General features: G+C 40.3%; 10 protein-coding genes, 3 pseudogenes and 1 other annotated feature (1 of these 14 cut by a window edge). Of the genes and pseudogenes, 9 read left to right on the top strand and 4 right to left on the bottom strand.

Features of this window, described 5'->3' with window-relative positions:
- Positions 1 to 47, top strand: a binding site (T-box leader) (it extends 175 nt beyond the left edge of the window).
- Positions 48 to 100: 53 nt separating this feature from the next.
- Both thrS and QA442_RS02515 read left to right on the top strand, forming a co-directional pair.
- Positions 101 to 2,017 (top strand): threonine--tRNA ligase, encoded by a 1,917-nt coding sequence (thrS, locus tag QA442_RS02510; RefSeq protein WP_095432275.1) that lies wholly within the window; start codon positions 101 to 103, stop codon positions 2,015 to 2,017.
- Between the two features lie 119 nt (positions 2,018 to 2,136).
- A complete protein-coding gene (locus QA442_RS02515) occupies positions 2,137 to 2,556 on the top strand; it encodes a MarR family transcriptional regulator (protein WP_003242889.1) in 420 nt (139 codons plus the stop codon).
- Positions 2,557 to 2,598: 42 nt separating this feature from the next.
- Here the strand turns inward: QA442_RS02515 and QA442_RS02520 are convergent, their stop codons facing one another.
- Complete coding sequence (locus QA442_RS02520; RefSeq protein ID WP_003222038.1) at positions 2,599 to 2,787, bottom strand: 2-hydroxymuconate tautomerase; 189 nt, start codon at positions 2,785 to 2,787, stop codon at positions 2,599 to 2,601.
- Between the two features lie 108 nt (positions 2,788 to 2,895).
- Here QA442_RS02520 and QA442_RS02525 point away from each other — a divergent pair, with 108 nt between their 5' ends.
- From QA442_RS02525 to QA442_RS02535, 3 genes are all read left to right on the top strand, one after another.
- Complete coding sequence (locus QA442_RS02525; protein ID WP_014665778.1) at positions 2,896 to 3,555, top strand: site-2 protease family protein; 660 nt, start codon at positions 2,896 to 2,898, stop codon at positions 3,553 to 3,555.
- 13 nt (positions 3,556 to 3,568) lie between these two features.
- The gene (locus tag QA442_RS02530; RefSeq protein ID WP_015714898.1) at positions 3,569 to 4,087 is read left to right on the top strand and encodes a YwhD family protein; all 519 of its coding nucleotides are present in this window, start codon (positions 3,569 to 3,571) and stop codon (positions 4,085 to 4,087) included.
- Positions 4,088 to 4,225: 138 nt separating this feature from the next.
- Positions 4,226 to 4,396 (top strand): hypothetical protein, encoded by a 171-nt coding sequence (locus QA442_RS02535; protein WP_176465953.1) that lies wholly within the window; start codon positions 4,226 to 4,228, stop codon positions 4,394 to 4,396.
- Positions 4,397 to 4,402: 6 nt separating this feature from the next.
- Here the strand turns inward: QA442_RS02535 and QA442_RS02540 are convergent.
- A pseudogene (locus QA442_RS02540) lies at positions 4,403 to 4,984 on the bottom strand (serine hydrolase domain-containing protein); the annotation flags it as partial.
- 246 nt (positions 4,985 to 5,230) lie between these two features.
- On the opposite strand from QA442_RS02540, the gene bla reads away from it, so the two are divergent.
- A complete protein-coding gene (bla, locus tag QA442_RS02545; protein ID WP_409196910.1) occupies positions 5,231 to 6,160 on the top strand; it encodes a class A beta-lactamase in 930 nt (309 codons plus the stop codon).
- Positions 6,161 to 6,322: 162 nt separating this feature from the next.
- Here bla and QA442_RS02550 read toward each other — a convergent pair.
- Positions 6,323 to 6,518, bottom strand: a pseudogene (locus tag QA442_RS02550) (serine hydrolase); the annotation flags it as partial.
- A 221-nt stretch (positions 6,519 to 6,739) separates the two neighbouring features.
- Between QA442_RS02550 and QA442_RS02555 the strand changes: the two are divergent.
- Both QA442_RS02555 and QA442_RS02560 read left to right on the top strand, forming a co-directional pair.
- Positions 6,740 to 7,330, top strand: a complete 591-nt coding sequence (locus tag QA442_RS02555) for a sensor domain-containing protein (protein WP_095432274.1) — start codon at positions 6,740 to 6,742, stop codon at positions 7,328 to 7,330.
- Positions 7,331 to 7,334: 4 nt separating this feature from the next.
- Complete coding sequence (locus QA442_RS02560; RefSeq protein ID WP_095432273.1) at positions 7,335 to 9,125, top strand: helix-turn-helix transcriptional regulator; 1,791 nt, start codon at positions 7,335 to 7,337, stop codon at positions 9,123 to 9,125.
- A gap of 606 nt (positions 9,126 to 9,731) precedes the next feature.
- On the opposite strand, the pseudogene QA442_RS02565 reads toward QA442_RS02560, so the two are convergent.
- A pseudogene (locus tag QA442_RS02565) lies at positions 9,732 to 10,269 on the bottom strand (serine hydrolase domain-containing protein); the annotation flags it as partial.
- 248 nt (positions 10,270 to 10,517) lie between these two features.
- Here QA442_RS02565 and QA442_RS02570 point away from each other — a divergent pair.
- The gene (locus QA442_RS02570) at positions 10,518 to 12,539 is read left to right on the top strand and encodes a serine hydrolase domain-containing protein (RefSeq protein WP_095432272.1); all 2,022 of its coding nucleotides are present in this window, start codon (positions 10,518 to 10,520) and stop codon (positions 12,537 to 12,539) included.
- The last annotated feature ends 332 nt before the right edge of the window (positions 12,540 to 12,871 follow it).

Genomic DNA, 12,871 nt, shown 5'->3' on the forward strand with positions numbered 1-12,871 from the left:
CGGGAACTTGGGTGGAACCACGGGTTAATCACACACTCGTCCCTATCTGCGGGACGGGTGTGTTTTTTTATATACAACAATGAATAAGGAGTGTTTTAAAATGAGTAAACATGTACACATTCAGCTTCCGGACGGACAGATCAAGGAATATCCGAAAGGCATCACAATCAAGGAAGCAGCTGGTTCGATCAGTTCCAGTCTGCAAAAGAAGGCGGCTGCAGGTCAGGTCAACGGCAAGCTTGTTGATCTCAGTTTCAAGCTGGAGGAGGATGCTGAGCTTTCGATTGTCACACTCGATTCACAAGAAGGCTTGCAGGTGCTTCGCCACACATCAGCGCACGTGCTGGCTCAAGCAGTAAAACGGCTGTACGGCGAAGTGTCATTGGGGGTAGGGCCTGTGATTGAAGACGGCTTCTACTATGACATGAAGCTGGAGAAAAGCTTGGGATCAGGAGACTTAGAGGCTATCGAAAAAGAAATGAAACACATTATAAATGAGAACCTTGAAATCAAACGTATAGAGGTTTCTTACGAAGAAGCTGAAGAGCTGTTTGCACAAAAAGACGAGCGCCTCAAGCTTGAGATTTTAAAGGATATTCCGCGCGGGGAGGATATCACGCTGTACCAGCAAGGAGAATTCATTGACCTGTGCCGCGGGCCGCATCTTCCTTCTACAGGAATGATCAAGGCGTTCAAACTGACAAGAGTATCAGGCGCTTATTGGCGGGGAGACAGCAAAAATGAAGTCCTGCAGCGGGTGTACGGGGTTGCGTTTCAAAAGAAAAAAGATTTGGATGCGCACCTGCATATGCTGGAAGAAGCGGCAAAACGAGACCATCGTAAGCTCGGCAAACAGTTAGGGCTGTTTATGTTTTCTGAAGAAGCGCCTGGGATGCCGTTTTATTTGCCGAAAGGGCAGATTGTCCGCAATGAACTGGAACGCTTCTCGCGTGAACTGCAAACAAATGCCGGCTACGATGAGGTGCGTACGCCGTTTATGATGAATCAGCGGTTATGGGAGCAGTCAGGCCATTGGGATCATTATCGCGACAATATGTACTTCTCAGAAGTGGATGATACAAGGTTTGCAATGAAGCCGATGAATTGTCCCGGCCATATGCTCATCTTTAAAAACAGCCTGTATTCTTATCGGGATCTGCCGATTCGCATGGCGGAATTCGGACAGGTGCATCGCCATGAATACAGCGGCGCTTTAAACGGAATGCTTCGTGTTCGGACGTTCTGTCAAGACGACGCCCATATTTTCGTTCGGGAGGATCAGATTGAGAGTGAGATCAAAGAAGCGATTCGGCTGATTGATGAGGTATATCGGACATTTGGTTTCGAGTATTCAGTTGAGCTTTCGACTCGCCCGGAGGATTCATTAGGCGATGACAGCCTTTGGGAAGCGTCGGAACGTGCCTTAGCACGCGTCCTTGACGAGCTTGGCCTCTCTTATGAGATCAATGAAGGCGATGGGGCGTTTTACGGGCCGAAAATTGATTTCCACATAAAAGATGCCCTAAAACGGAGCCACCAATGTGCGACAATTCAGCTTGATTTTCAAATGCCGGAAAAATTTGATTTAACATATATCAACGAACACAATGAAAAGGTTCGTCCCGTTGTCATCCACAGAGCGGTTTTCGGCTCGATCGACCGTTTCTTCGGTATTTTGATTGAGCATTACGGCGGGGCTTTTCCAGTCTGGCTCGCACCGATCCAGGTTCAAATCATACCGGTTTCGCACGTACACTTGGATTATTGCAGAAAGGTGCAGGCGAAGCTGAAGCAGGCGGGGATAAGAGCCGGCATTGATGAGCGCAATGAGAAGCTCGGCTATAAAATCAGAGAATCGCAGATGCAGAAAATCCCGTACGTGCTGGTGCTTGGAGATCAAGAGGAGCAGGAGAACGCGGTTAACGTCCGCCAATTCGGACATCAGCAGAATGAACACGTTTCTTTTCAGACATTCAAAGATAAGCTTGTGAAACAGGTGGAAAATCGAGGCATGTAGGATAAAAGCTGTAAATTCACATTTTGCTTTTTTGACTTTCCCTATTCGGAATCAGTAAAATAATAAGTAAATCATATCGTTCGTATGTTATGAATGCATCTCGAAATGGGGAAATTGACATGGACCATGACAAACTGGAAGCAAATTTGCTGGATCACGCACTTACAAAATATTTGAAAAGCACGAAGCAATTAGATGAAGCCACCGTTCCGAAACACGTGAATAATGTAAGAGGATTTATTCTGCGGATCATATACAGACATGGGAGCTGCACCATAAAGGATATTTTGAAGGAGGTCACACTGTCTCCCTCTGCCACGACTACAGCTCTGAATCATTTAGAGCAGGAAGGGTTTATTGAGAGATCCAGAAATAATAATGACCGCCGTACCGTATGGATTACGCTTTCTGAATCGGGCCGGGGAGCGGCTGAACAAATGATCGAAAACCGCCAGCAGCTGATTGACGGGATGTTTGAACGTTTAACAGCCGAAGAGAAGAAGACGTTCTTGGCGATTATTGCGAAGCTGGCTCAATAGAGATAGAAAAAGCCGGTGCGCGAAGCGCCGGCTTTATAGAGATTATTCCATATCGCTCAGGCGTTTGCCTGCAACGGCATAATGGTCTTTTCTCATTTCTTCTATAAAGACAACAATTTTTTCTTCAGAAGCGCCGGTTGTTTCCTTTACGGCTTCTGTTACTTTCTCAACAAGATTGCGCTTTTGCTCGTCTGTACGGCCTTCGAGCATTTTGACAGTTACGTATGGCATGTGTGCTGAATCCTCCTTTATCTCGTTTCCTCTCTTTAGAAAAAGAGGCTTCTTATAGTATACTGAATAAAGTAAATTCTTGCATTTTGAGAAAGAGGGATATCTCACTTGGACCGTTTTTTATATTATCCGTTATCTTTAATGCCATACCTCGTCATCACGCTAATTGTGTCGTTTACGATGCATGAGCTTGCCCATGCTTATGTCGCATACAAATTTGGTGACGATACGGCGAAAAAACAAGGAAGACTGACGCTGAATCCTATCAAGCACCTTGATCCGTTCGGTACCATTTTGATTTTGGTGGCCGGCTTTGGATGGGCGCGTCCCATTCCTGTTAATCGCCGCTTCTTTAAGAAACCACGGCTTGCCGGTGTGCTCGTATCTATAGCCGGGCCTGTCAGTAACCTGATTCTTGCCTTTATCGGTTTCTTTTTGTTAGTGTTGATGCATGCGTACGGAATGGAAATGCTTGCGGCATTCAGCACGGGATTGGATCAGTTTTTTTCTATTTGGATACAGCTGAATCTTGTCTTGTTTTTATTTAATCTGCTGCCGCTTCCTCCGCTCGATGGCTATCGAATTATAGAAGATCTCGTTCCGCCGGGCGTGCGTGCCAAAATGACGCAAGCGGAGAACTACGGCTTTATCGTGTTTTTGGTTTTGTTTGTGACACCGCTCGGATCTTACGTGCTGTGGCCGCTGCTTAATGCAGGAAGAGATTCGATTTTAAAGCTGTTTTCAGCGATATTTCAACCGCTTTTGTAGGAGGTAGAACTTCATGGAAGAAAAAAAGAAAAAATCAATCGGGTTTAATATTATCAAAAGTGATCCGACAGACGGACACGGCGGTTTTGGCGTAGGGGCACTCAGCCTTGATAACATTTCTCCCGTGTTCGTCGATGTAGAGGAAAAAGAAGCGTTCGTAGACATCGGCGCCATGCATGCCCGCAGCACCGTTGAAAAAGGAATTAAATTTCTCCCGAATAAAGAAGAAGTTCCGAACGGAAAACCATACTGGCTTGTGTGGGTGACGATTGACAGAAGAGAAGAGGGCCCTTATTACGCAGGGGTAACAGCCTGTGAAATGACGGTCGACAGAAGCATCAGAAGAGGCTACAAGTCACTGCCTGAGCATGTGAATCTGATGGATAAATCCATGAAACGGAAAATCATCGTTGATAAAATGGACGACAGCTCGAAGCGTGTACTAGGCGAATTTCTGAAAAAGCATGATCAGGGCCTATGGGACCGTTCCTCAGATGAGTTAAAAACGAGCCTGCTTCCGGAAGATAATTAATTTGTGAATTTTCTGTGAACCTTTAGAATATTTGTGATATTTTTCCTAAACATTGAGTAAACTGGTGATACAGAAATAGGACATGGAAAATCCCGAGCCGAAACAAGACTCGGGGTTTTTCATTTTTAGGGGGATATGATGTACGAAACCATTCGAGTCGGCGATTGGTTGATAAAAGCCGACGTGGAAGAAACGAGAAAGCAGTATGAGAAAGATATAAAGGATATGTGTGAATGTGGTAACTGTCTTAACTATTATGAGGCAGTGAATGAACTGCCGGTTCAAAAGGATCAAGTATTAGAGATCTAGGTCTCATTCCGTCATATTCAAATCTGTATAGGATGCAATCTCGCTTGTATGATTCAATAACTGACGAATGGTAATTTTGTTACCGTCATACCCATTACCCTGTACGATCCCCGGTAACCATTTTTCAACCGAATCATCAAGGTTTAATTGTTTCTCCTCAGCCAACTGCAGTATAACGGACGCTGTGAACGTCTTCGTGATGCTTCCAATACGAAATGAAAAGTTCGGTTCTACTGCGCGCGGTACCTCGTAACTCGCTGTCCCTGTTGCATAAGGCCAGCGTTTATCCTTCTTTAATCCGCCTGCTATGACACTTGGGATTTTTTAATTGGTTACTACCTGTTTGGTTTTCCCTGCAAACTCTGAGACTAAAATATTCTTGATATGTTTTTCTGCTCCTAGTACATTGATGTTTATCGAAATGACATGTTGACCATCTTCCGTTCCACCTGCAAAGTTAGTAAACCCGGGAATGCCACCACCATGCCCCCATCCTTCGGTACCGTCCGGCAATTTTGTTGCATGTATGCTAAGCCCATACTTTCCTAACGGGGAATCAGCTGTACTAGTCATCATTTCCTTTTGCATGCCTATTTCTGTATCTGATGAATTACAACTATTTGCTCAAAAAATTCAAAGCTTCTTGTATGTAACATAAAACCCTTCTCTATGTAGGTTCTATTTTATCTTAAGGTTAAATTATTTTTTTAAAAGATATGGAACAATATTGTTATTTAGATTGTCTATTAAGTGTAATTTTAAAAACTGATGTTCAAATTCAATACAATTGTATCTAATTTAACATCCGTTTTAAATATTAAAAGTCTGAAGGGAATGATCATTTTGAAAAGTACAAGGATGCTAAAAATAGGGGTGTGTGTTGGCATACTAAGTTTAAGCCTTGCAAGCGTAAAATTCTTTATAGGTGAACCATTGCAAGTTGAAGCAAAAGAAAAAACAGAGCACAACAATCATGCAAACCATGCGACTCATCGAGAGTTCGCTCAACTTGAGAAAAAGTTTGACGCTCGACTAGGTGTCTATGCTATCGACACTGGTACAAACCAGACAGTAACTTATCGACCTAATAAACGGTTTGCTTACGCATCTACCTACAAAGCTTTGGCGGCAGGAGCTGTATTACAGCAAAACTCAATTGACAAATTAAACGAGGTCATTACCTATACCAAAAATGACTTAGTTACGTATTCACCAGTCACAGAGAAACATGTGGACACTGGGATGACCCTTGGGGAAATTTGCGAGGCTGCTATTCGCTATAGTGATAACACTGCGGGGAACCTTTTATTCAAGAAACTAGACGGACCTAAAGGCTTTGAAAAAGCGCTTAGACAGATTGGTGATAACGTTACCGTGGCTAATCGCTTTGAGACGGATTTGAACGAAGCTATTCCGGGAGACATTCGTGATACAAGTACAGCAAAAACACTTGCTACCGATCTTAAAGCTTTCACAGTCGGAAATGCGCTCCCAGCTGACAAACGTAAAATTCTTACAGATTGGATGCGTGGAAATGCTACAGGAGACAAACTCATCCGCGCTGGCGTACCAAAAGACTGGGAAGTCGGTGATAAATCTGGAGCCGGAAGCTACGGAACACGAAATGATATCGCCATCATTTGGCCACCGAATAGAGCACCTATTATCATCGCAATTCTGTCCAGCCGAGATAAGAAAGATGCTACCTATGATAATGAACTGATTGCGCAGGCTGCCAAGGTTACAATTAATGCTCTCAAGTGATAATATCTCAGTTTCCTCATTCCTTTATCCAATGTTATCTAGAGGATAGAACTAGAAACCGATTCTTTTTAGTGTAAAGAGAATCGGTTTTTTGCATGCTTATCATTTCCATTATAAAAATAATAATCCACTATATTAGACGGAAGAAATCTGTTTTATATTTGGATCGCCGGGGGGCCCATAAGGTGTAGCCAGTCTTTTGAGAAGATCAGACGTAAAGCTCATACTTGTAGATTTCATATCTAATGGTTTAAAAATATTCTTTTCCATATATTTCGAGAAATTTCTCTACTGTTAACCCTGTGAGCGCAAATGAGGCGTTGTCATACGTATAAGCTTCTCCTGATGGCCGTACCACGTATGAACAGAGTGTAGTGTAGCAAGCGCGGCGAGTCATAGCCGATAGTGAACTTTTGTCATTTTTATAAAGGGTAACAAAAATTGAGTGGGCTGCCGCTGTCTAGGTAGTTATGTCATACAAACCGTGACACTTTGACACTACCGTATGTGACAGAAAAATACTTAGAATCAAAAAGTAGCTTTTACCGCATTGACAATGAATGAGGAGGAGAGATTTTAATGACGAAAGCATCAGCTCAAAAAACTTTGCAAGATTTCTATTTCTTGTTATTTACCTTTGCATCCGGATTCTTTTACTTTTGTTTCTATCTGGTCAGCATTACATTTGCATTAGTAATGACGGTTATCTTTTTTGGTATTCCCTTGTTGGCTTGGGTGCTACAAACAACTCACACGTTTGTTCAGTATGAACGCATTCAGACAAAGGTTTATACGGATATATCGATAGAGTTATTCGAATCAAGGAGAAGAAAGGAGGGAGATAAATGGATTAAAGCGAGCGATACAATCTTTAATAATAGCAACTGGAGGGCTATTTTTTGGCTGATGCAGAAGTTCTTTATCGGAATAATGAGTCTTATATGCGCTATTTTACTGTATGTAACGCCGCTAGTATTTATCGTTACGCCCTTACTTTTTCGATATTTTAATATATACTTGTTGGGGATTTCTGTGAATTCGTGGACGGAAGCTTTTTTTGTCATGATTGTTGGATGTATTCTCATCTGGATACGTATATGTATTGGAAACTGTTTAGTTCGAATAATTGGAATGTATACACGTACTATGTTTAAAGCTATAAAGGAGTGATAACTTGTTTAAGACTTTGAAACTATGGTTTTGGTATGATTGGGCCTTACTTTGTATACGTTTTATCATTTGGCTATCATTGATATTTGCGACTACCCAACAACAAGATCATTTGACAGTACCACTTTGGATCATAATTCTTTGGGAAGTCGTTTCATTTTCAGTACCTTGGATTTGTTTAATGTTCAGTTATCGCTATTATTTGTTGACTGAAATAATATTATTTGGCGGAGTGTGTTTCTATTTAACTTTATTATTTCCGTCAGCGTATCTTGCTTTTTTAATGCCAACTTTTATGATTGCGGCAAATAGCGCTCATAAATCTTACCGCTGGTCGGGTCCTATCACAATTATTTTGTTTCCGTTGCTCATTGCGATATTTTCCAAAGTAACAGATTTATGGGTAATCATCCCACACCTCAGTTTAGCTTTTGCTATGGGCTCTTTCTTTCGTTTACTGGCTATTAATTACCGTCAAAGTGAAACCATTCGGAACCAGAAACATGTATTGGAACAATACGTATCCCAGGTTGAACGGATTACTTTACTGGAGGAACGTAATAGGCTCTCGAAAGACTTACACGATACAATGGGGCATTCCTATACTTCAATTATTATGGGTATGGAAACATTACGTACGGAATTAAAGACTAAAGAAGGAGAGCAACAGCTCGATTCATTATTACAATTGGCCCGTAACAGTATGGAAGAAGTAAGACTGTATTTGCATCAAATGGATTTATCACAAGAGTCGCTTCCCTTACCTATCACATTACAACAATTGACAGAGGAATTTAAGAAACATACAAAGGTAAATGTACGTACTCGAATAATAGGGGAAGAGTATATGGTCTCCAAACAATCAAAAATGACACTATATCGGAGCTTGCAGGAATCACTAACAAATGCTGTTCGCCATGGGCATTCCACAGAAATTACTGTGTCACTCCACTTTGAACCACAACAGATAAGATTGGATGTACAGGATAATGGATGCGGGGCGGAAGAGTGGAAGGATGGTTTTGGATTAACTGCAATGAAAGAGCGCGTGAGTCAGTCACAAGGAAGAGTTATTGTTTATTCCAAAAAAGGGGAAGGTACGTTAATTTCATGTGTATTACCGAAACAAGTACAACTGTCTAGTGAACAAATCCGCCTGTGTATTGTCGATGATCAGTCATTTATTCGAGAAAGTCTGCATACAATTTTGGATGGGCAGGAGGATTTACAAGTAGTGGGAATGGCTGAAGATGGAGAACGAGCTATGGAATTGTGTGAAAGACTAAAGCCAGATGTAGTATTAATGGATTTAGAGATGCCTAATTTGGATGGAATTCATGCGACTAAAATGATTAAGGAACAATGGCCGGACATTCGTGTACTCATTCTGTCAACCTTTCAGAATACAAAAAGGGCAAAAGAAATCATACGAAATGGTGCGGATGGATATTTGTTGAAATCCATAGATTCGCGTGAACTAGCTGAATCAATTCGTCTAGTCTATCGAGGAGGTACGATGATTAATCATGACTTGTTCCATAGAATGTGGGAAGAAAATGAAGAAATAGGATCATTTGAATCAAAATCAGATGGAAAAGAGTATGGATTAACGAAACGAGAATTAGAGATTTTGGAACTATTATCACAAGGAAGCCGTTATAAAACAATAGCTTCGAAACTTTACTTGTCAAACGGAACGGTAAGAAATTACGCCTCCAATCTCTATGAGAAGCTAGGAGTTAAAAATCGAGAAGAAGCCGTACAAAAGGCAAAAGAAACAGGATTACTTTCTTGACACTCTCACTTGAACTAGTTAGCTGAAGTCAATGGGGAACATACAGATCATGCACGGCATCACTACCCATTACCATATTTGAAACTACAATGAAGAATAAAGAGTTGGAAAGTTGTTTAAAAGGGGTATTTGGATTTTCATATCGAAAAAGTAAAACACTTTGGAATAGGATGTCGATGACTATAAAAGTCGTAGACTAAAATTGGAACAATGTATAAGGGAGATGAATATTTTATTAAAACCTATCTTCACAGAGGGCTGGTAAATAGTTTTAGTACAGTATTTCATAAAATGCGCCTCTCTTATACGATTACACTCTAATTAATCTAAGCCTTATTTTTATTATGTTTATGAACAATGTATAAATTTTAATGTCAACAATGTTTTGTTGCCAGAATTACCTTGATGAGTTTACCGTTGTAAATCTACATTTTAACTTAAGAAATGGCTTTACCCCCAAATGTAAAAAACGCTATCCTTTCCTATGATTCTAGAGAAAGAATAACGTTTTTTCATGTTACCGAGGATTTTGTTTTTTGAACCGGAAAAGTATATTTTCAACTATAAAAACTATGACAAAATTTATTCGTTTTTCCTTTTTGCCTACTAGCTAAATTCAGCAAGTAAAATATTTTTAAAAGGATCAAGACTATTATTTATCTTTAAGGCTGTTCAAATTGACGGCCAAGCTTGCCTCCAAGTGTGCCTTCAGCAAGAGCGGAAAGCTCTGGAATGCCACCTGTGTGTCCCCATATCGATATACCGTTTGGAAGCTTAGTTACATAGATTCCAAGACCATATCCATCCATTCCTTCTATTCCTGTAGGAACTGTAGTAAGCATTTGTTTTAGTTGCTGTTCCTTCAGTAATTTGCCACTAAGTAAGAAAAAAATTTGTTTAAATCGTCAGCAGTAGAAATCATATCTCCATCCGAGCTACCTGGTTAGAATAAGTCCGTTGAATTACCAGGTAGGAATGTATTCGACAATTCAAGCGGTTCAATAATTCGATTTTCAACCTCTTCCGCATAGCTGTTTCCAGTTACTTTTTCAGTAAGGGCGTATCTTGTGTTTGAGTAGGACCAGCCCCTTCCTGGGGCAAAGTCTGGGAGCAGAGAAATCCCCATCTTTACTAATTCTTCAGCATTTATTGTTAATACTTTAAAACTGCTCCTTGATTCTAAGTGTTTTTCTGTCACATACAGTAGTGTCAAAATGTCATGATTTTTATGACATAGCTATCAATACAGCCTTATTCACTCAATTTTTGTTGTCCTTTATAAATATGACAAAAGCTCACTAGCGACTATGACTTACCCCTTGCTACACTCTGTTCATACGCTAACTCGTTGTGCTGACAAAAAATCCGAATCAAATAAAGGAGCGTATAAAAATGAAACAAGCAATTAACAAACTGGGGATCGTTGCAATTCTTCTTTCTTCTTCAACTATGATTTCTGCTTGTTCCCAACAAGAAGCAGGAAAATCAAAACCATCGGCTTCCACGACTAATATCCAAATTGCGAAAGGACCTAATAATAAAAAAGAAATAGAATCTTTTGCTGATCCGTTATTTGAAGAAAAAATGAAGAAGTACAATGTGAACGGTTCTAGTTTTGTCGTGGTTCACGATGGAAAGGTCGTTGTCAATAAAGGGTATGGATATGCTGATAAAGAAAAGAAAATCCCCGTTACTAAGGACACGGTTTTTCAAATCGCTTCAGTCTCAAAAACTTTTACTGCTTTGGCTGTGATGCAGCAAGTTGATAAAGGAAAGCTTAAACTAGATCAAGATGTACAAAAATACCTTGGTGGATTAAAAATACCTAATCAAACAGGGAAACCTCTTACCCTGTTTGATATGCTCACTTATACTAGCGGGGTAGATTTTCCCGATCTCACAAATATAACCGGACCTGAATATATTAATAATAATATACCAATGAAAGAATTTTTCTCTAAACATATGCCAACAGTGATACGGCCACCAGGAGAAGCTTATACGTATGACAACGTCTCATTTGCGCTCGCGGGGTTAGCAGTAGAGAATGTTACTAGCACCTCTTTCTCGAAATATATGGAAAAGAATATTTTTAAACCATTAAATATGAAATCTACAAGTATGAGCTTTACACCTGATCTTCTCGAAAGAATGGCTACACATTATGGTCCCACTGGCGACCCGATTCCAACAAGCGGGAGCGGTTTAAGGGATACGCCACAAGGAGGCATTTTATCTACTGCGGAAGACATGTCAAAATACATGATTATGCAACTACAGAAAGGAAAGTTTAAAGACAAAGAAATTGTAAGTGAAAAAAGCATAGATATGATGCATTCCTATCAAGTTTTTGATGATAAGACGATTCCTGTTGCAACAATTGGGTTTGAAACGCCTTTTAATGAATTTGCTAACGGTCAACACGTTGTAATAAAAGGGGGAAGCATGCCTGGACATCAATCATTGCTGATCTTAGTGCCTGAACAAAAAACAGCATTCTTCATGTCTTACAATAATGATTCAATGATGAGTGTAGACATATATGAAACTCTCATGGATCACTATTTCCCTGCTAAGAAGAATGAAGGAAAAACAAGTTATCTCCCGTTAGAGGAAAAAGAAGCGCATCAATACTTGGGCCTATTCCAAAATACGCGTTTCGCTGCACTTCGCACTCATTTCACTTATGAAAACGGGAACTTGGTCATGGAGGGTGGAACTGGAAAACAAGCTCTCAAAATGATTCATCCGTTGTTATTTGAAGATTCGGAAGGTAACAAAGTTGCCTTCAAAAAGAATTCAGCTGGAGAAATCGCATATTTTCACTACAACTCTCCTAAAAGCCTTGATTTTGTAGCAGATGCCCAGAGAATTAACAACAAACCACCTTTTGATGACGTTCCACAAAAGAGTAACTATAGAAGTCACATTGATAATCTTCATGCTCTAAATATTATGGGTGCTAAAACAGGTAATCTATTCAATCCGATGGACATCATGACACAAGGAGAGTTTACGGATGCGTTGTTACTTGCTTATGGATGGAACGGTTTTCCTGACGACTCCAAGGAGGCAAGGGAAAAAGTTATGAAAGGAATTCCAGGGTATGACCGTGCTACTCCGATTACCCGACAGGTCGCGGCAACCATGATTCAAAACTTAAAGCAAATTCATGACATGAAACCGATTCAACCTGATAAAGCTATTAAAGTTAAATTACATGATGCTGCGGATGACTGGGCAATTCAATCGATTCAGGCACTTGCCTCCCAAGGAATTCTAGACCCTGATACTTCCATCAATGCTGACGGATCCTTTATGTTCCGTCCGAAAGATCTGTTACTACGTCAAGAAGCAAGTGCCTTGCTGGATTTAGCTTTTGGCTATTATGCATTGCCTATCAAACGACAGTAGATATTTATCCTGATTTGAATAATGAAAAAAATTGCATTCTAGTATCTTTTCAGCATCAAGCTAAAATAAAACAAGAAATTCAACTTTATAAGAGCTTTATGGAAATGGAAATGATTCTAAAGATAATGCGATACATCTTAAGTTTTTGCATTGAAAGAAGGGGTTCTGGTGCAAATGCTTAGGAAAGATATAAAGGGGCAAAACATTTTCTAGTGGAATCTAGTCTTAAGCAGGAATTCCAAATAGTTGATGGATGAAATTCACTTGAGTTCGGACAGACTTATCCAGTGAAACAAGTTGCTTCCATGGGGCATTGACCAACCATACGAATA

The sequence above is a fragment of the Bacillus stercoris genome, assembly GCF_029772985.1.
GTDB lineage: Bacteria > Bacillota > Bacilli > Bacillales > Bacillaceae > Bacillus > Bacillus stercoris.

What these genes read in the sequence shown, in the direction of transcription:
- thrS (WP_095432275.1), top strand. Translation starts at nt 101, where the DNA reads ATGAGTAAACATGTACACATTCAGCTTCCGGACGGACAGATCAAGGAA.
- QA442_RS02515 (WP_003242889.1), top strand. Translation starts at nt 2,137, where the DNA reads ATGGACCATGACAAACTGGAAGCAAATTTGCTGGATCACGCACTTACA.
- QA442_RS02520 (WP_003222038.1), bottom strand. Translation starts at nt 2,787, where the DNA reads ATGCCATACGTAACTGTCAAAATGCTCGAAGGCCGTACAGACGAGCAA.
- QA442_RS02530 (WP_015714898.1), top strand. Translation starts at nt 3,569, where the DNA reads ATGGAAGAAAAAAAGAAAAAATCAATCGGGTTTAATATTATCAAAAGT.
- QA442_RS02535 (WP_176465953.1), top strand. Translation starts at nt 4,226, where the DNA reads ATGTACGAAACCATTCGAGTCGGCGATTGGTTGATAAAAGCCGACGTG.
- bla (WP_409196910.1), top strand. Translation starts at nt 5,231, where the DNA reads ATGATCATTTTGAAAAGTACAAGGATGCTAAAAATAGGGGTGTGTGTT.
- QA442_RS02555 (WP_095432274.1), top strand. Translation starts at nt 6,740, where the DNA reads ATGACGAAAGCATCAGCTCAAAAAACTTTGCAAGATTTCTATTTCTTG.
- QA442_RS02570 (WP_095432272.1), top strand. Translation starts at nt 10,518, where the DNA reads ATGAAACAAGCAATTAACAAACTGGGGATCGTTGCAATTCTTCTTTCT.